This is a genomic window from Amycolatopsis nalaikhensis, from assembly GCF_030264295.1.
In the GTDB taxonomy this organism is placed as follows: Bacteria; Actinomycetota; Actinomycetes; order Mycobacteriales; family Pseudonocardiaceae; genus Amycolatopsis; species Amycolatopsis nalaikhensis.
Window position 1 is genome coordinate 1,305,665 of sequence record NZ_CP127173.1, and the last position, 16,833, is coordinate 1,322,497.

Here is a 16,833-nt window from a genome sequence, read left to right on the forward strand (position 1 = left end):
CACCCCCTCGGAACCGCTGGTGGGACGCCCCACAGAGTGGTTCCGTCTGAAATCCCAGACACCCGAGCTACGCTGGCCCCAAGCGCCCCAATGTGGCCTTCGGTGCGTCAGACGCACCGAAGGCCGCCTTGGGTGCGCGAGACGCAACCAAGGCCACATTGGGGCGCATCGAGCGGGAGGTGAGCGTGGGCGACAGCAGCGAAGTCCCGGCATTGCGCCGCGGCCTGGCCGTCCTGCGCCTGCTCGCCACGCGCCCCGGCCCGGTGACCGCGGCGGCGATCGCGCGCGAGGCGAACCTCCCCCGCTCGACCACCTACCACCTGCTCAGCGAGCTGGAGGCGGCCGGGTTCGTCGTCCACCTGCCGGCGGAACGCCGGTACGGCCTCGGCATCGCCGCCTTCGAGCTGGGCTCGGCCTACCTGCGCCACGACCCACTCGAACGGCTGGCCGGGCCGTTGCTGCGCAAGCTCGTCGACCGCGTCGGGCACACCGCGCACCTGGGCGTCCTGCACGGCAACGAGTCGCTCTACCTCATCAAGGAACGCCCGGTCCGGCCGGAAACGCTGGTGACGGAGGTCGGCGTGCGGCTGCCGGGCCAGCTGACGGCGTCCGGCCGCGCGATCCTGCGGCACCTGCCCGCGCCGCACGTGCGCGCGCTGTTCCCGTCGGCGTCGGCGTTCGTGCTCCGCACCGGCCGGGGCCCGCGCACCTTGGCCGAGCTGCGGCGCACGCTGACCGCGGAGCGCCGCCTCGGCTGGGCGGTGGAAGACGGCCACGTCACGGACGGGTTCGCGTCGGTGGCGTGCCCGGTCTTCGACCACGGCGCCCGCCCGATGGCGGCGATCAGCGTGACCCTGCGCCACCACTGCGTGGCCGACCCGTGCGAAGAGACGTGGCCGGAGCTGGCCGCGGAAGTGGCGGCGACGGCGGCCGAGCTGACCAGCCGGATCGGCGGCCACCCGGGCTGAGGCGCTGGTGCGATCGGGGCAACTGTCACCGAACGGCTCGATTCCACTCCGCTCGGTGATTACCGTGACTGAACAGCGGTTTCGAGGGGCGCCTGCGATGGACGACGCACGGGTGACGAGGGTCGGGTTCGGCGCGGTGCTCGCCGTCGCCGAGTTCCGCGCGATGTGGGCCGCCGAGCTGCTGTCGGTCTGCGGCGACCAGCTCGCCAGGGTCGCGCTGGCGGTGCTGGTGTTCGAGCGCACCGACTCGGCCGCGCTGACCGGCCTGACCTACGCGCTGACGTACGTGCCGTCCCTGCTCGGCGGGGTCCTGCTGGCCGGCGCGGGCGACCGGTGGCCGCGCCGCGACGTGATGGTGGCGGCCGACGTCGCCCGGGCCGCGCTGGTCGCGGTGATCGCGGTCCCCGGTGTTCCGCTGTGGGTGCTGTGCCTGCTCGTCGCGGTGCTGACGGCGCTGGGCGGCCCGTTCAAGGCGGCGCAGCAGGCGTTGCTGCCGACGGTCCTCGAAGGCGAGCGGTACCTGACCGGGATGGCCCTGCGGAACGTGACGATCCAGGGCGCGCAACTGGCCGGGTTCGCCGGCGGCGGCGCGCTGATCGCGGCGCTCACGCCGTCGGCGGCGCTGGCGTTGGACGCGGCGACGTTCCTGGTGTCGGCGGTCCTGCTGGTCACCGGCGTCCGGCGGCGCGCGGCGGTCGCCCAGGTGGTCCGCGCGGCCTGGCTGTCGACGACCGGTGCGGGCATCCGGCTGATCTGGCGGACTCCGGCGTTGCGGACGCTGGTGGCGCTCAACTGGCTGGCCGGGTTCTACATCGTCCCGGAGGCGCTGGCCGCGCCGTACGCGGCGGGGATCGGGGCGGGCGCGACGCTGGTGGGGCTGCTGATGGCGGCCGACCCGGCGGGCAGCGTGCTCGGCGGGTTCGTGTTCGGCAAGGCGGTGCCGGAGCACGTCCAAGTGCGGGTACTCGGTCTGTTGGGGATCGCGGCGGGGCTGCCGCTGGTGTTCTTCGTGTTCCGGCCGGGGCTGGTGCTGTCGGTGTTGCTCTTGGCCGTGTCGGGGCTGCTGGCGACGGGCTACAACATCCAGGGCACGGTCTCGTTCATGCGGCGGGTGCCGGACGAGCACCGCGCGCAGTGCGCGGGGGTGAACTCGGCGGGCCTGCTCACCGTGCAGGGGGTCGGCGCGGCGGCGGCGGGTGCGCTGGCCGAAGTAGTGGGCCCGGCGCACACCATCGCCGTGGCCGGGGCGGCGGGTGCCGCGGTGGCCGTGCCGATCGCGAGGGCGTGGCGCCGGGTCGGGCTGGAGGAACGATGACCTCAGTTGTCGCGTCCGCACATGGCGCGCCTCCCTTCACCACGTCGAGCCGGACCGGCTCCGTCACCGGCCGGACACCATGAGTATGCGGATCGGGGGCGGCACCCCGCGCGCTGTGCCACGCTTTCGTGACGTGCTCGTGCCGCCCCGGCACTGGGCATTGTGGCGCCAGGGGCCCCGGGTGGTCGTGTACTGCCTCCTGACGGAGGCGGCGGCGGTGACGTTGACGCTGCGGCCGTCCCCGATCGCGGTGGACCGCCGCACGCTCCTGATCCTGGCGGTGCTGCTGGTCCTCGGGGTGGTCCAGTCGGAGACGGGCCGCCGGGTGGAGCGCATCCGCCGCCGGGTGTCGGGGACGCCGCACATCAACATGACGTCGGTCTGGACGTTCGCCGGGGTGCTGCTGCTCCCGCCGCCGTTGCTGGCGTTGCTGGTGACGGGCTTGTACGGGCATTTGGCGGTCCGCAGCTGGTACCGCCTGCAGCGGGTCCCGGCGTCGAGAACGGTGAGCAACGCGGCGATCATCCTGCTGTCCTGCTACGCGGCCCAGGCGGTGCTGCGCGGGGCGGACATCCGCACGGCGCTGACGCAGGGCTGGCCGGGAACGTTCGCGGTGGCGGCGGCGGGCGCGACGTTCTTCGTGGTGAACGCGCTGCTGGTCCTCCCGGCCCGCCGCGAGGTGGGCCGGACACCGGAGGCGTTGTTCGGCACGTGGTCGGACAATGGCCTGGAGGTGGCGACGCTGTGCCTGGGCGCGCTGAACGCGTTGGCGCTGGCGACGATGCCGGGTCTGGTGCTGCTGGTCCTCCCGCCGTTGCTGTTGCTGCACCGGACGGTGCTGGTGAAGCAGCTGGAGGTGGCGGCCCACCGCGACGAGAAAACGGGTCTGTACAACACGAGCGGCTGGCACGCACTGGCGGAGAGAACGCTGGCGGCGGCCGCGCGCCAGCACACGACGTTCGGGTTGCTGATGCTGGACTTGGACCACTTCAAGCAGGTGAACGACACATACGGGCACCTGGCGGGCGACGCGGTCCTCAAGGCGGTGGCCGAGTCGATCATCGCGGCGGTCCGCGGGCGCGGAGACGCGGTGGGACGGTTCGGAGGTGAAGAATTCGTGGTGCTGCTACCGGGAATCGACCATCCGGACATCGGCCCGGTGGCGGAGCGGATCCGCCGAGCGATAGCGACATTGAGAGTCCCGGTAGGACAGTTGTCGATCACGGGGCTGTCGACGTCGATCGGCATAGCGGTCTACCCGAGGGCGGGAACATCGTTGCAGCGCTTGCTGGACGCGGCGGATACGGCGCTATACCACGCGAAGGCGACGGGCCGGAACAAGGTGGTCCACGTAGCGGACCTGGCATAGGTCAGGCGATCTTGTGCCGCCGCCCGGCATCGAGCCCGAGCATGGCGAGCAGTTCGGCACATTCCCGAACATCGGCGGAGTGCCCGGCAACGGTGATGACGGCCCGGTCGTTCTGTTCGGCGAGCCGAACGGCCTCTTCGGCCCGGATGACCCCCATCCGGCTGTCTTCATCATTGGCGGTGGAGCTGCCGTTGGAGCGGGCCCAGGTCATCTGGCCACCTACTTCCGACTCCACGGGTGCGGAGCCATGGTCGGGCCACCAGCATGACACCAGGCCGAAGTTCACCCACAAGTGGCCCCTGTCACAAGGGGTTGGGTGGGCTCTGAGCTGGGGGATGTTGCTCGGTTGGTCTGAGGACCCGACGGGTCTCGGTGCCCGGCTTTGTGGCTGGTGAAAGCCCGGGCGCTCGACGAAGGGCCCTCGGTCCGGTGCCGCTGTCGTGTGCCGGGGATTCCCCCGAGCCGAACGCCGGATTGTTCAACGGTCCTGACACCGCGTCAAGGCGGGAAAGCGTGCCTTGATCCGGCGCCAGGACCGCTGAGGCGGCTGCGTATCGGTTCGGGGGTGGGGTGTGCTCGGATGTCTCGTTCCGTTCTCGGCTTCGACTCTCCCTTGGCTGGGTCATGCCGTGGCCCTCGCGATCCCGCATCCGCGCCCGTGCTCGACGAAACGACCGCACCGGCGGAGCCGGTGCGGCAGGCGGGCAGGCACCAGACCGCGAGCAGAGCGAGCGCAGCAGAGCGGAGCGGAGCGGGCGGCAGCCAGCGCAGGTCGCGACCGGACGGGAGAGCCGAGCCGACCCGAGGCGGGGCGCGGGGCGAAGCCCCGCAGAGGGAGGCGGGGTCCAGGGGCGAAGCCCCGGAGAGGGGGTCCAGGGGGCGAAGCCCGCCTGGCGGGGGTCTGGGGGTTCGACCCCCAGATAAACACCCGAGAACGAAGAGAAGGCCCAGCCCCGAAGGGGCGTAGGCCTTCTCGAAGTGGAGGTGCCGGGAATTGAACCCGGGTCCTTTGGCGTCTTGACAGGGCTTCTCCGTGCGCAGTCCGCTACGTCTCTGCTTGGCTCCCTCAGTCACGCGAACAAGCTGAGGTGACGAGCCCAGCCACTGTTTGCTTCACGGCAGTTCCCCGTGGCCGGGACTGCCGCTGAGCCTCCTAGCTGATGCCGGTACCCGGGCCGGAGGCGAACCCGGGCCGACAGAGACGCACTCGCTCAGGCGGCGAGGGCGTACTCGCGCTGACTGGAGTCGGCGCTTATTTGGTTGCGATGACGCTTAACGGTGGTCTCTCGCCTGCACCGGCACGCTTCTCCTGACTCAACGTCCAAAGTCGAAACCGTTCACCCCCTTGTCGGGAACTACAACCTGTTCATCATAACGCGGGGCGCCAGCGCATTACTCCCCGTGGGTAGGGCCAGCCCTACCCGGAGGATGCCCGCGCGCACCATGTCGGTTCCGCGAGCCGCCGGCCAGGCTGGATGCCAGCAGAAGGGAGCTGGTCATGGTGAGCGAGAGGCGGGATCCGCCGTTCGGGGGTTCGGTGGTGTTCCTGCTGATGAACCTGCCGCTGGGGGTGGTGGCGTTCGGGTTGCTGACGTCGTTCACGGCGGCCGGCTTGGGGACCGCCGTCGTCTGGGTCGGCGTTGGGCTGCTCGCCCTGCTGCTCCTGGCCGTGCGGGGTGGCGCGCGGCTGGAACGCGCCCGCGTCTACGCCCTGCTGGACCACTACATCGACCTGCCCTACCTGCCGTTGCCCGCGAGCGGCCAGAAGGACCGCTGGAAGGGCCGGGTCAAGGACCCCGCCACCTGGCGGGACCTCGCCTACTTCTTCCTCCTGTTCCCGCTCGGCCTGGTCGAGTTCATGCTGGTGACGGCGTTCTGGTCGACGAGCCTCGCGCTCGCGGGCCTGCCGATCTACTTCCGGTGGCTGCCGGACGGCGCCTACTACTTCCCCTCGGAGGACGTGCGGTGGCTGACCGTGGATTCGACCGTCGAGGCGCTACCGTGGGCTGCGCTGGGGGTGCTGTTCATCGCCTTGTCGGTCGCCTTGACGAAGGCGCTCGCGGGGATGCACGCCCGGCTGGCGAACGCGCTGCTGGGGACGACCGTCGCCCAGCGCCGTCGGATGGAGCGCTCGTGGGCGGACGTGGAAGAGCAGAACCTGGTGGCGGGATGACCTCGGCGGAACAGCAGCTGGACCACCCGCGGCCGCACCCGGCTCGCACGATCGTGTACATGATCGTGAGCTTCGTCTTCCGGCTCCTGCAGTTCGTGCTGATCGTCGTCGGGATCGCCGTGGGCGTCGCCACCGTCGTGGTGTGGGTCGGGTTCCCGATCCTGCTGGCGACGACGAGTTTCGTCCGCTGGTCGGCTGATCGCGAGCGCGGCTGGCTCGGCACGATGCTGCGGGTGCCGCTGCCGCCCGTCGAACGGCGGCCGGTCGACGGCCAGCCGCTGGTCCGGCGGTGGATGACCCGGCTGAGCGACCCGACGACCTGGCGTGACCTGGCGTACTTCATGGCGGCGTTCCCGCTGGCCTGCGTGGAGCTGGCCATCGGGATCGCGTCGATCGTGCTGCTGCCGATGGCGGTCTGGGTGACGCCGTGGCTGGGCTGGCTGCACGGCGAGCTGGGCGTCGCCCTGCTGGGCCCGAACCGGACCAAGCGGCTGGAGCAGAAGGCCGAGCGGCTGCAGGCGTCGCGGGCGCGGGGTGTCGACGCGGCCGAGGCCGAGCGGCGCCGCATCGAGCGTGACCTGCACGACGGGGCCCAGCAACGGCTCGTGTCCGTCGCGATGAGCCTCGGCCGGGCGAAGGCGAAGTTCGACCAGGACCCGGAGTCCGTGCGGGAGCTGATCGACGAGGCCCACGCGGACGCGAAGCTCGCCGTGTCGGAGCTGCGGGACCTCGCGCGCGGCATCTACCCCGCCGTCCTCGGCGACCGCGGCCTCGACGCCGCCCTGTCGGCGCAAGCCGCGAAGTCGCCGATCCCGGTCGACGTCCAGGTCGACGTCGAGCCGCGGCCGCCCGCCGCGGTCGAGACGACCGCGTACTTCATCGTCGGCGAGACGCTCACGAACATCGCGAAGCACTCCGGTGCGTCCGAAGCGGGCGTGAAGGTGTGGCGGACCGACGAGCACGTCGTCGTGGAGATCACCGACAACGGCCACGGCGGCGCCGAAGTGCGGCCCGGTGGCGGGCTCGCCGGGCTAGCCGACCGCGCCGCGACGATCGACGGCGTCATCACGGTCGTCAGCCCCGTCGGCGGGCCGACCGTGATCCGGGCTGACCTGCCCTGCCGGTGGTGAATAGGCTGGACCCCGTTCGTCTGAGAACCTGGGGGCCGGATGCGGGTAGTCATCGCCGAGGACGCCGTGCTGCTGCGGGCCGGGGTGACCCGCCTGCTCGCCGACGAGGGCATCGAGACGGCCGCGGCCGTCGACAACGGGGACGACCTGCTCGGCGCGGTCAAAGAACACCGTCCTGACCTGGCGATCGTCGACGTCCGGATGCCGCCGACGTTCACCGACGAGGGCCTGCGCGCGGCCTTGGCGGCGCGCAAGGAGGTCCCGGGCCTGCCGGTGCTGGTGCTCTCGCAGTACGTCGAGGAGTCCTACGCCGTGGAGCTGCTCTCGGGCGGCGCCGGCGGGGTCGGCTACCTGCTGAAGGAGCGCGTGGCGGACGTCGCGGACTTCCTGGACGCGGTCCGCCGCGTCGCGAACGGCGGCACGGCGATCGACCCGGACGTCATCGCCCAGCTGATGGCCCGCGGCCGCCGCAACCCGCTCGACGCGCTGACCGCCCGCGAGTCCGAGGTCCTCGGCCTGATGGCGCAGGGCCTGTCGAACACGGCGATCGCGAACTCCCTGGTCGTCTCGCACGGCGCGGTGGAGAAGCACATCGGCAACATCTTCTCGAAGCTCGGCCTCGAGGCCAGCGCGGAGGAACACCGTCGCGTCCGTGCTGTGTTGACGTATCTGGGCCGTTAGCGAGACGGACGGTGACCAAAAGTCCCGTAGGGTGGACGTAGGGTCACCCGTTCCGCGGGCGGCACCCCCACCACCGCTCACCTACCATGAGCGGACCCGCCGGAGAGGAGCGAGCAGATGACCGATGAAATCCGCTTCTTCGGCGGCCCCCTCGACGGCCGCGTCCAGGAACTCGGCGACGCCGAACCGGTGCCCGGCACCGTGATCCGGCACATCCACCTCCACGGCGGCCCGAAGATCGAGACGCGCTATGAGCTCGGCCTCACCGAAAACGGCTGGGAGTACCGGGTCGCCGCGACGCAGCACGAGCCCGAGCCCGACGGCCTGAGGTAGGGAGAACCCCCGCTCCCACCGGGGGGTGAACAGGACCTCGAAGACGCCGGTCAGCACCGCTGTTTCCGCAGGTCGAAGCGACCAAGCTCGACAGCATGCAAACGAGCCGGGACCGCTTCCTCGACGTCGTCAGAGCGGGGGCCATCCTCGCCGTCATCGCCCAGCACTGGGTCATGCCGGTGCTCTCCTACTCCGACGGCCACCTGACCACGGGCAACGCGCTCGCGACGCCGGGCTGGTGGGTCGTCACCTGGCTGTCGCAGGTGATGCCCCTGGTCTTCTTCGCCGGCGGTGCCGCGAACCTGATCTCCTTCCGCCGCGCGGAATCGCCGCGCAAGTGGCTCGCCGCGCGGATCCGGCGGCTGATGGTGCCGGTGCTGCCGCTGATGGCCGTGTGGCTGGTCATCCCGGACTTCCTGCGCGGGCTGGGCGTGCCGCCGCAGCCGCTGCAGGTCGGCAGCGCGATCGCCGCGCAGCTGCTGTGGTTCCTCGCCGTGTACGTCCTGGTCGTCCTGCTCACCCCGGTGATGGTCGCCGCGCACCGGCGCTGGGGCCTGAAGGTGCCGCTCGTCATGGGAGCCGCCGGGATCCTCGTCGACGTCGCCCGCTTCAACGACTTCGGGTACATCGGTTACGCCAACGCGATCTTCGTCTGGGTCGCCGTGCACCAGCTCGGCTTCCACTACGTCGAAGGCCGCCTCGGCACGCTCACCCGCCGCGCCGCGCTCACGCTCTCGGCCGCCGGGTTCGGCGTCACCGCGCTGATGGTCGCGTTCGGCCCGTACCCGGCCAGCATGATCGGCATGCCGGGCGCGCCGGTGTCGAACATGAGCCCGCCGACCGTGCTGCTCGCGTTCCTCGCCGTCGGTCAGATCGGGTTGCTGCTGGCCTTCCGCCCGCAGCTCAACGCGCTCGCCGAGCGTCCCGGCGTCGGCACCGCGCTCGGCTGGCTGGGCGCGCGGTTCATGAGCGTCTACCTGTGGCACATGCCGGCGCTGATCGTGGTGGCGGGTGTGACCGTTTACGGCCTCGGCTACGAGACGCCCGCGCCGGGCACGGTGTTCTGGCTGGTGATGGCACCCGCGTGGTTCGCGGTGTGCGGGCTGGTGCTGCTGGGCCTGCTGCGGCTGTTCGCGCACTTCGAGACGCGGCGCGACGCGGCGGTCTCGACGGCCCGGCTGCCGCAGCTGGTCGTCGCCGGGCTGATGGTCTCCGGCGGCCTGCTCGGGCTGGCCGCGCACGGGTTCGCGCCGCTGTCGGACGGCATCGCGCACGGCCCGGTGCCGTGGGTGGTCCTCGCGACGGCCGGGTTCCTCCTGGCGGGCAGGCAGCTACCGGTGACCGAGCTGCTGGGCCGCGCGGTCTTCGTCAGCGAGCGCGCCGCGCTCAAGCGCTGAGCAACCGCAAGGGCGTGTCGTGCAGGACGGCCCGCAGGAACGGCTCCCCCAGGCGATCGTCGGCTGCCGCCCAGCCGGCGATCGCCTGCAGCTGCGTCGCGTAGGAGTACGGGATGTTCGGGAAGTCCGTGCCGAGCACGACGCGGTCGGCGAACCCGGCCAGCCGCGCCGTCCAGTCCGGCGGCAACGGCGACATCTTCTCGGCGAACGGCACCCCGACCATCGTCGTGTCCAGGTGCACCCGCGGGTACTTCGCCAGCAGCTCGAAGGCCGCGCCGAACTCCGGCATCGCGGCGTGCGCGAGCACCGCGGTCAGCCGCGGGTGCTGCTTCAAGACCTCTTCGAACACCGACAACCCGGTGAAGTCGCCCCGCAACGGTCCGTGTCCACAGTGGACGACGACGGGGACGCCCGCGTCGGCCAAGGCACCCCACACGGGCTTCAGCAGGTCGTCACGCGGGTCGTACGCGCCCACCTGCACGTGCGCCTTGAACACCCGCGCACCGGCGCGCAGCGCACCGTCCACAGCGGACCCGGCGCCTTCTTCGGGGTAGAACGTCCCCGTCGGCACGGCGTCCGGGACCCGCGACGCGAAGTCGAGGGCCCACGACGTCAGCCACTCCGCCATCCCCGGCTTGTGCGGGTAGACCAGCGGCGCGAACTTCAGCACGCCCAGCGAGCGCAGCGTCGCCAGGCGTTCGTCCTCGGGCGTCCGGTAGTGCACCGGCCAGTCGGTGCCGTAGTGCGTCGAGGCCGCGTCGAAGTACGCCCAGACCTTGTCCATCACCGGCTTCGGCAGGAAGTGGACGTGCAGGTCGACCAGGCCGGGCAGGCCCAGCGACGCCGTCCACCGCGCGACGTCGGCGTCGTCCGCCGGCCCCGCCGTCACTCCGTGAACCGGCCCTTCAGCGCGCGGCCCATGGCCTTCCTGATGTCGCGCTCCGCGTCGCGCTTGGCGAGCGTCTGCCGCTTGTCGTAGGCCTTCTTGCCCTGGGCCAGCGCGATCTCGACCTTGACCTTGCCGTCCTTGAAGTACATCGACAGCGGGACCAGGGAGAGCCCGCTCTCCTTGGTCTTGCCGATGAGCTTCTCGATCTCGCGCCGGTGCAGCAGCAGCTTCCGGGTGCGCCGCGGCATGTGGTTGGTCCACGTGCCCTGCGTGTACTCCGGAATGTGCACGTTGCGCAGCCACACTTCGCCGTCGTCGACCGTCGCGAACGCGTCCGCCAGCGACGCCTTGCCCTCGCGCAGGCTCTTGACCTCGGTGCCGACGAGCACGAGACCGCACTCGTAGGTGTCGAGGATGGAGTAATCGTGCCGCGCCTTGCGGTTCGACACGATCACCTTCTGGCCACGTTCCTTGGGCATACGACCACTCTACGTGATTCCGACGGTGACAAGCAGCCGGTTAAACCTAGTGCCGGACGTACAGGCGCAGCGTCACGTAACCGGTGATGGCGGAGATCACCACGGACACCGCCAGCAGGATCGGCGCGACCGGGAACAGCAGTTCCAGCATGGTGATCTTCGGGAACACGTCCCCGGTGAACACCGAATCGAGGAAGCCGGCCTTCGTGATGATCAGCATGATGATCCCGATGACCGCACCGAAGACGCCGGCGACCACCGCCTCCAAGAGGAACGGCAGCTGCGTGTACCACCGCGTCGCGCCGACGAGCCGCATGATGCCGACCTCGGTGCGGCGGGTGAACGCGGACACCTGGATCGTGTTGGCGATCAGCAGCAGCGCGGCGATGGCCATGATGAGCGCGGCGCCGAAGGCCATGTTCCGGACGCCGTTGAAGGCGTTGAACACGCGGTCGAGGAACTTCTTCTGGTCGTCGACCTTCCGCACGCCCGGCTTCGAGGCGTACTCCTGCACGATCGAGTCGCTGCGGTCCGGGTCCTTCAGCTTCACGTGCAGCGACGCGGGCAGCGACTCCGGCCCGGTCAGCTGGATCAGCTCCGGCTGGCTCTCGAAGATCTTCTTGAACCGGTCGTAGGCCTGGTCGCGGTTCTCGAACACGACCGACTCGACGCCGTCGTTGCTCTGCAGCGAGGTCCGCAGCGACTGGCACAGCGACTGGGTGCAGTTCTTGTCCGTCGCGCTGATGTCGTCGGTGAGGTAGACCGAAACCTCGACGTCGGCGAGGAAGTTGGACTTCATCTTGTCGATCGTGCGCACGGCCAGAAGCCCGCCGCCGAGCATGGCGAGCGACACGGCCGTGGTCAGGATCATCGCGATGGTCATCGTGACGTTCCGGCGCAGGCCGGTGATTACCTCACTGAAGACGAAACTGGCGCGCATGTCGGGGTCAGGTCCTTGGGGTCGGGGGCGTGGCGGGGCGGGGTGGTCAGCGACCGATGCCGTAGACGCCGCGGGCGTCGTCGCGGATCACCCGGCCGAGCTGCAGCTCGACGACGCGGCGCCGCATGGAGTCCACGATGGAGTGATCGTGAGTCGCCATCAGGACGGTCGTGCCGGTGCGGTTGATCCGCTCCAGCAGCAGCATGATGTCCTGGCTCGTGTCGGGGTCCAGGTTCCCGGTCGGTTCGTCGGCGAGCAGCACCAGCGGCCGGTTCACGAACGCGCGCGCGATCGCCACGCGCTGCTGCTCACCACCGGAGAAGCTCGTTGGGCAGGCGGTCGGCCTTGCCGTCGAGGCCGACGACTCCAGCACCTCGGGGACGACCTTCTTGATGGTCGGGCCGGGCTTGCCGATGACCTCGAGGGCGAACGCGACGTTCTCCGCGACGGTCTTGTTGGCCAGCAGCCGGAAGTCCTGGAACACGCAGCCGATGGTCTGCCGCAGGCGGGGGACCCGGCGGCGGGCCAGCTTGGCGACGTCGAAGTTGGACACCATCACGCGGCCCTTGGTCGGCGTCTCTTCGCGCAGCAGGAGCCGGAGGAAGGTCGACTTCCCCGATCCCGAGGGACCGATGAGGAAGACGAACTCACCCTTTTCGATGTCGACGGACACCCGCTCGAGCGCGGGCCGCGTCGAGGTCTTGTAGACCTTGGAAACCTCTTCGAGCCGGATCACGATTCGGCATACTACCCACCGGTCTCGTGAAGCCCCGGTTGCCCGTGCCACCCGGGTGGAGCAGCGGGCGTTCGCGCACGGTGAGCGGTCGGCCGAACACCCGCCGCACCGGTCAGACTGCGGCGGTCTGCTTGCGCCAGCGGATGCCGGCGTCGAGGAAGCCGTCGATGTCGCCGTCGAGCACCGCGGACGGGTTGCCGACCTCGTACTCGGTCCGCAGGTCCTTGACCATCTGGTACGGGTGCAGCACGTAGGAGCGCATCTGGTTGCCCCAGCTGGAGCCGCCGTCCTTGAGCGCGTCCATCTCCTTGCGCTCTTCTTCCTTCTTCCGCTGCAGCAGCCGCGACTGAAGGACCTTCATCGCGGCCGCCTTGTTCTGCAGCTGCGACTTCTCGTTCTGGCAGGAGACGACGATGCCGGTCGGCAGGTGTGTGATGCGCACCGCACTGTCGGTCGTGTTGACGCTCTGGCCGCCGGGGCCCGACGAGCGGTAGACGTCGACCCGGATGTCCTTCTCCGGGATGTCGACGTGGTCGACCTCTTCGACCTCGGGCAGCACCTCGACGTGCGCGAACGACGTCTGGCGGCGGCTCTGGTTGTCGAACGGCGAGATCCGGACGAGCCGGTGGGTGCCCTGCTCGACCGAGAGGGTGCCGTAGACGTAGGGGGCGCTCACCTTGAACGTCGCCGACTTGATGCCCGCCTCTTCGGCGTAAGAGATGTCATAGACGTCGGTCGGGTAGCCGTGGCGCTCCGCCCAGCGCAGGTACATGCGGAGCAGCATCTCGGCGAAGTCGGCCGCGTCGACGCCGCCGGCCTCGGAGCGGATGGTGACGACGGCGTTGCGGTCGTCGTACTCGCCCGAGAGCAGCGTGCGGACCTCGAGGCCGTCGATGGCCTTGCCGAGGTCGGCGAGCTCGGTCTCGGCCTCGCCCATGCTGCCGGAGTCGCCCTCGGCCTCGGCGAGCTCGTACAGCACGCCCAGGTCGTCGAGCCGCTGGCGCAGGTCGGAGACCCGGCGCAGCTCGCCCTGCCGGTGGGACAGCTGGCTGGTGACCTTCTGCGCCGCTTCCGGGTCGTCCCAGAGCGTCGGGCTCGAAGCCTGCTGCTCCAGGTCGGCCACCTGGGCACGCAGCGCATCCAGGTCCATCACCGACTCGATCTGCGTCAGCTTGCCGGTCAGGTCCCTCAGTGCCGCGTCGAACTCATCACTCACGTTTGTCAAGGTTACGGCAAAACCCACGACCGGTTGCGAGGACCGGTCGTGGGCGCGCGAACCTCAGGCCGCGGGGATGGCGTCGAGCAGCTTCAGCGCGGCCTTGGCCTGAGCCTGGGCGAACTCGCCGACGGCCTTCTCGTACGGCCCGTCGGCCGCCTTGGTGGCCGCCTTCGCGTCGTCGAGCTGCTGGCTGTAGCTGGCGCGGGCCGACTCGAGCAGCGTCTGGCGCTGCTTCGCCGTCAGCGACCCCGCGTGCACGAGCCGCAGGATGAGCGGGCTGCGCAGGTGGTCGGGGCCGGCCTCGGACGTCAGCCAGGCCTTGAAGGCCTTCTTGCCGGCGGCGGTGATCAGGTACTGCTGGCTGGAGCGCGGGCCCTGCTTGCCGAGCCGGACGAGGCCTTCCTTGGACAGCGCCGGGAAGCTCCCGGTACACCTGGCTGCGGGTGACGCTGAAGAAGGCGCCGAAACGCTCACCGGCTCCCGCGACGAGCTGCCCGCCGGTGGCGGGACCGTCGTGGAGCAGACCGAGCAGGGCGGCGGCTGTTGCATTCAATTCGGACACGTCCCCTACATTCCCACTTATCGGCGCCTGTGTCCACAGTGGTCAGCGGATCTGTCCATTGTGGCTAGTGAGATCCCCTCGTTCGGCCCAATGCGACCAGGTCCACTGTGGACCCCGGACACGCTGCGCAACCACGGTGGCCACGCATTGGTCCGACCAGCCGCGTCCGGACGGCCGGAACGGCGGCCAGCCAGGTGACCCCGCCGGGCACCGCTCCCCGGCTTGGCGCACTCCGGACACGCACCGCAACCACCCGGAAACGGGGTTCACATCGTGGGATCCGCAGCGGTTCGACGGTTTCGCGGAAAAGTCGGCAGCGAAACCCGGGCACGCATGACAAAAAGAGGCGGGTTCCCGGTTTTCCGGAAACCCGCCTCTTCGTGGTAGCGGGGACAGGATTTGAACCTGCGACCTCTGGGTTATGAGCCCAGCGAGCTACCGAGCTGCTCCACCCCGCGCCGTTGTGGTACTTGAATAGATTACACGGGGTCGCCAAGGTCTTTACACCGGGGTCCCCTAACCGGCTGACCAGGCGTTACGCCGTTTCCAGCCACTGGCGTGCTCCACTGAGGACCATCGAGAGACCGTCTTCGAAGCGGCCGCCGACGTCGGCGAGCAGGTCCCCGGCGGTCGCGTCGCGGTAGCGCTCGTCCAGCTGACCGGGCACCGGGTAGACGGCCTGCTCTTCGATGGTGAACCCGACGACGTAGCTGTACACGGTGAACAGCGCCTGGCCCGCCCGCCGCGGGTCCAGTCCGGCCTCGATGCTGCGCTGCAGGGGACTCGGCCCGACCAATCCGGTGTCGCCGAGGTAGGTGCCCGCGAACACCTTCCCACCGTCGCGGTAGGCCAGCATCATCCGCCGCAGCGCCCGCGCGCCGTGCGCGACGGCGTCCCACTCCCCCAGTTCCGCCGGCGGCCGCCGGTCCTCGGCCGAATCGGCGTACATCTGCGTGGCCATCTCGTCGAGCAGTTCCTGTTTGTTCTTCATGTGCCAGTACAGGGCGGGTGCCTTGACGCCGAGGTCGGCGGCGATCAGCCGCAGCGTGAGCCCGTTGAGGCCGACCTCGTTGAGCAGTTTCAGCCCGGAACGAGCGATGTCCTGCCTGGTCAGGGCCATGTTCTGCGGTCTCCTCGCGATTCCGGGTTGACAGTTTAACGATGTTAAGGGCATCCTCGGGCCAGGTCAATTTAACGTTGTTAAGGAGCTGGGGATGCGGGAGCTGATCGCGGAAGTCGTCGTCGCCGGGGCGGGACCGACCGGGCTGATGCTGGCGAACGAGCTGGCGCTGGCCGGGGTGGACGTCGTGGTGCTGGAGCGCCTGCCCGTCCGGACCGGCCTGTCGAAGGCGCTCAACCTGCAGCCGCGCACGGCCGAGGTGCTGGACCTGCGCGGGCTGCTGGGCCGGGCGGAGGAGCGTTCGTTCGCGACCGTCGCGGACGGACACTTCGCGGTGATCCCGGTGGGCTACACCGGCTGGGACACGCGGCACCCGTACCAGGTCGGCATCCCGCAGGCGCAGGTCGAGGCGGCGCTGGAGGAGCGGCTGGCCGAGCAGGGCGTCGAGGTGCTGCGCGGCCACGAGCTGACCGGGTTCGAGCAGGACGCCGCGGGCGTGACGGTCACGGCCCGCGGCCTCCGGGTTCGGGCGGCGTACCTGGTGGGCTGCGACGGCGGCCGCAGCGCGGTGCGCAAGGCGCTGAACCTGCCGTTCGAGGGGATCGAGGGCCGCGGTCACGGCGTCTCGGCGGACGTCCTGTTCCGGACGACGCCGCCGGGTGCGCCGACGCGGTGGCGGTCGATGGGCAACATGGTGACGTCGCACAGCCCGGGCAAGTTCATCGGCTTGATCCCGCTGGGCGAGCCGAACCTGTACCGCCTGAGCTACGGCGACCGGCTGAGCCGCCCGGCGGACCTCCGGGCCGAGGTGCCGGAGGCGGAGGTCCGCGCGGCGGTCCGCGAACGCTTCGGCGACGAGGTGGAGGTCGAGGAGATCCGCTGGGCGTCGCGGTATTCCGACGACAGCCGCCTGGCCGCGAAGTACCGGGTGGGCCGGGTGCTCCTGGCGGGCGACGCGGCGCACGTCCACTTCCCCGCCGGCGGCCAGGGCTTGAACCTGGGCGTCCAGGACGCGATGAACCTGGGCTGGAAGCTGGCGGCGGAGCTGCGCGGCCGAGCCCCGGCCGGGCTGCTGGACACGTACGAGGAGGAGCGCCGCGCGGTGGCGAACCGGGTGCTGCAGAACGTGGCCGCCCAGAACGCGTTGATCCCGGTGACCCCGGACCAGCTGGCGTTGCGCGCGCTGTTCCGCGACCTGACGGCGATCCCGGAGGTGGAGCGCCACCTGTCGGGTCTGGTTTCCGGTCTGGACATCCGCTACGCCACGGACGAAACGCACCCGGCGGCGGGCGCGCGCCTCCCGGATTTGCTGCTGGGCGAAGGCTTCGCGAGCGACTTGTTCCACAAAGGAAAGTTCGTCCTGCTGACGAAAACCCCGGCTCCGGCACCGCATCCGGAGGTGGTCGTAGCGGAGGTGCCGGATCTCCCCTGGCCCGACCTGACGGAGGTCTTGGTCCGCCCGGACGGTTACGTCGCCTCGACGACCGGGTCCACGGACGGCTGGCTGGCCTGAGAAAAAAGA

The 16,833-nt window shown here is 70.4% G+C and carries 16 protein-coding genes, 1 tRNA gene, 1 other RNA gene and 1 pseudogene; 9 read left to right on the forward strand and 10 right to left on the reverse strand.

The annotated features are described in order from the left end of the window. The first annotated feature begins 185 nt into the window (after window positions 1–185). The 3 genes from QP939_RS06170 (at window position 186) to QP939_RS06180 (ending at window position 3,652) form a co-directional block, all read left to right on the forward strand. Window positions 186–968, forward strand: a complete 783-nt coding sequence (locus QP939_RS06170; protein ID WP_285455592.1) for an IclR family transcriptional regulator — start codon at window positions 186–188, stop codon at window positions 966–968. Window positions 969–1,065: 97 nt separating this feature from the next. Further along, on the forward strand, window positions 1,066–2,283 hold the full coding sequence (locus QP939_RS06175; protein WP_285455593.1) for an MFS transporter: 1,218 nt from the start codon (window positions 1,066–1,068) through the stop codon (window positions 2,281–2,283). Between the two features lie 139 nt (window positions 2,284–2,422). Beyond that, a complete protein-coding gene (locus tag QP939_RS06180) occupies window positions 2,423–3,652 on the forward strand; it encodes a GGDEF domain-containing protein (RefSeq protein WP_285459669.1) in 1,230 nt (409 codons plus the stop codon). A gap of 1 nt (window position 3,653) precedes the next feature. Here QP939_RS06180 and QP939_RS06185 read toward each other — a convergent pair whose 3' ends face one another. Together QP939_RS06185 and ssrA are read right to left on the reverse strand one after the other, a co-directional pair. Then, on the reverse strand, window positions 3,654–3,863 hold the full coding sequence (locus QP939_RS06185) for a hypothetical protein (RefSeq protein ID WP_285455594.1): 210 nt from the start codon (window positions 3,861–3,863) through the stop codon (window positions 3,654–3,656). Window positions 3,864–4,628: 765 nt separating this feature from the next. Further along, window positions 4,629–4,997, reverse strand: a transfer-messenger RNA (tmRNA) gene (ssrA, locus tag QP939_RS06190). A gap of 153 nt (window positions 4,998–5,150) precedes the next feature. Here ssrA and QP939_RS06195 point away from each other — a divergent pair. The 5 genes from QP939_RS06195 to QP939_RS06215 all read left to right on the forward strand — a co-directional run bounded on the left by QP939_RS06195 (window position 5,151) and on the right by QP939_RS06215 (window position 9,366). Further along, window positions 5,151–5,825, forward strand: a complete 675-nt coding sequence (locus tag QP939_RS06195; RefSeq protein ID WP_285455595.1) for a sensor domain-containing protein — start codon at window positions 5,151–5,153, stop codon at window positions 5,823–5,825. Further along, complete coding sequence (locus tag QP939_RS06200; protein WP_285455597.1) at window positions 5,822–6,955, forward strand: sensor histidine kinase; 1,134 nt, start codon at window positions 5,822–5,824, stop codon at window positions 6,953–6,955. The genes QP939_RS06195 and QP939_RS06200 overlap by 4 nt, the downstream gene beginning before the upstream one ends. Before the next feature lie 39 nt (window positions 6,956–6,994). Beyond that, window positions 6,995–7,636 carry a response regulator transcription factor gene (locus tag QP939_RS06205; protein WP_285455598.1) on the forward strand — a complete coding sequence of 214 codons (642 nt, stop codon included), beginning with the start codon at window positions 6,995–6,997 and terminating at the stop codon, window positions 7,634–7,636. 117 nt (window positions 7,637–7,753) lie between these two features. After that, window positions 7,754–7,969 (forward strand): DUF8847 domain-containing protein, encoded by a 216-nt coding sequence (locus QP939_RS06210; RefSeq protein WP_285455599.1) that lies wholly within the window; start codon window positions 7,754–7,756, stop codon window positions 7,967–7,969. 95 nt (window positions 7,970–8,064) lie between these two features. Next, on the forward strand, window positions 8,065–9,366 hold the full coding sequence (locus QP939_RS06215) for an acyltransferase family protein (RefSeq protein WP_285455600.1): 1,302 nt from the start codon (window positions 8,065–8,067) through the stop codon (window positions 9,364–9,366). Here the strand turns inward: QP939_RS06215 and QP939_RS06220 are convergent. The 8 genes and pseudogenes from QP939_RS06220 to QP939_RS06255 all read right to left on the reverse strand — a co-directional run bounded on the left by QP939_RS06220 (window position 9,356) and on the right by QP939_RS06255 (window position 15,311). Then, window positions 9,356–10,255: an amidohydrolase family protein gene (locus QP939_RS06220; protein WP_285455602.1), complete on the reverse strand. Its 900-nt coding sequence runs from the start codon at window positions 10,253–10,255 to the stop codon at window positions 9,356–9,358. The genes QP939_RS06215 and QP939_RS06220 overlap by 11 nt on opposite strands. Then, window positions 10,252–10,734 carry an SsrA-binding protein SmpB gene (gene smpB, locus QP939_RS06225; RefSeq protein ID WP_043776590.1) on the reverse strand — a complete coding sequence of 161 codons (483 nt, stop codon included), beginning with the start codon at window positions 10,732–10,734 and terminating at the stop codon, window positions 10,252–10,254. The genes QP939_RS06220 and smpB overlap by 4 nt, the downstream gene beginning before the upstream one ends. A gap of 46 nt (window positions 10,735–10,780) precedes the next feature. After that, window positions 10,781–11,674, reverse strand: coding sequence for a permease-like cell division protein FtsX (gene ftsX / locus QP939_RS06230; RefSeq protein WP_285455605.1), 894 nt, complete (start codon window positions 11,672–11,674; stop codon window positions 10,781–10,783). A gap of 46 nt (window positions 11,675–11,720) precedes the next feature. Continuing rightward, complete coding sequence (gene ftsE / locus QP939_RS06235; RefSeq protein ID WP_285455607.1) at window positions 11,721–12,410, reverse strand: cell division ATP-binding protein FtsE; 690 nt, start codon at window positions 12,408–12,410, stop codon at window positions 11,721–11,723. A gap of 112 nt (window positions 12,411–12,522) precedes the next feature. Next, window positions 12,523–13,626 carry a peptide chain release factor 2 gene (gene prfB / locus QP939_RS06240; protein ID WP_285455608.1) on the reverse strand — a complete coding sequence of 368 codons (1,104 nt, stop codon included), beginning with the start codon at window positions 13,624–13,626 and terminating at the stop codon, window positions 12,523–12,525. A 63-nt stretch (window positions 13,627–13,689) separates the two neighbouring features. Next, window positions 13,690–14,191: pseudogene (locus QP939_RS06245) on the reverse strand (PadR family transcriptional regulator). A 381-nt stretch (window positions 14,192–14,572) separates the two neighbouring features. Further along, window positions 14,573–14,649: transfer RNA gene (locus QP939_RS06250), tRNA-Met, on the reverse strand. 77 nt (window positions 14,650–14,726) lie between these two features. Beyond that, the gene (locus QP939_RS06255; protein ID WP_285455609.1) at window positions 14,727–15,311 is read right to left on the reverse strand and encodes a TetR/AcrR family transcriptional regulator C-terminal domain-containing protein; all 585 of its coding nucleotides are present in this window, start codon (window positions 15,309–15,311) and stop codon (window positions 14,727–14,729) included. Window positions 15,312–15,405: 94 nt separating this feature from the next. Here QP939_RS06255 and QP939_RS06260 point away from each other — a divergent pair, with 94 nt between their 5' ends. Then, window positions 15,406–16,824, forward strand: coding sequence for an FAD-dependent monooxygenase (locus QP939_RS06260; RefSeq protein WP_285455610.1), 1,419 nt, complete (start codon window positions 15,406–15,408; stop codon window positions 16,822–16,824). Window positions 16,825–16,833: the final 9 nt, after the last annotated feature.

Bases quoted from the DNA above. Each gene is read 5' to 3' on its own strand.
- QP939_RS06175 (WP_285455593.1), top strand. From the start codon at position 1,066: ATGGACGACGCACGGGTGACGAGGGTCGGGTTCGGCGCGGTGCTCGCC.
- QP939_RS06185 (WP_285455594.1), bottom strand. From the start codon at position 3,863: ATGACCTGGGCCCGCTCCAACGGCAGCTCCACCGCCAATGATGAAGAC.
- QP939_RS06195 (WP_285455595.1), top strand. From the start codon at position 5,151: ATGGTGAGCGAGAGGCGGGATCCGCCGTTCGGGGGTTCGGTGGTGTTC.
- QP939_RS06200 (WP_285455597.1), top strand. From the start codon at position 5,822: ATGACCTCGGCGGAACAGCAGCTGGACCACCCGCGGCCGCACCCGGCT.
- QP939_RS06205 (WP_285455598.1), top strand. From the start codon at position 6,995: ATGCGGGTAGTCATCGCCGAGGACGCCGTGCTGCTGCGGGCCGGGGTG.
- QP939_RS06210 (WP_285455599.1), top strand. From the start codon at position 7,754: ATGACCGATGAAATCCGCTTCTTCGGCGGCCCCCTCGACGGCCGCGTC.
- QP939_RS06215 (WP_285455600.1), top strand. From the start codon at position 8,065: ATGCAAACGAGCCGGGACCGCTTCCTCGACGTCGTCAGAGCGGGGGCC.
- smpB (WP_043776590.1), bottom strand. From the start codon at position 10,734: ATGCCCAAGGAACGTGGCCAGAAGGTGATCGTGTCGAACCGCAAGGCG.
- ftsX (WP_285455605.1), bottom strand. From the start codon at position 11,674: ATGCGCGCCAGTTTCGTCTTCAGTGAGGTAATCACCGGCCTGCGCCGG.
- QP939_RS06255 (WP_285455609.1), bottom strand. From the start codon at position 15,311: ATGGCCCTGACCAGGCAGGACATCGCTCGTTCCGGGCTGAAACTGCTC.
- QP939_RS06260 (WP_285455610.1), top strand. From the start codon at position 15,406: ATGCGGGAGCTGATCGCGGAAGTCGTCGTCGCCGGGGCGGGACCGACC.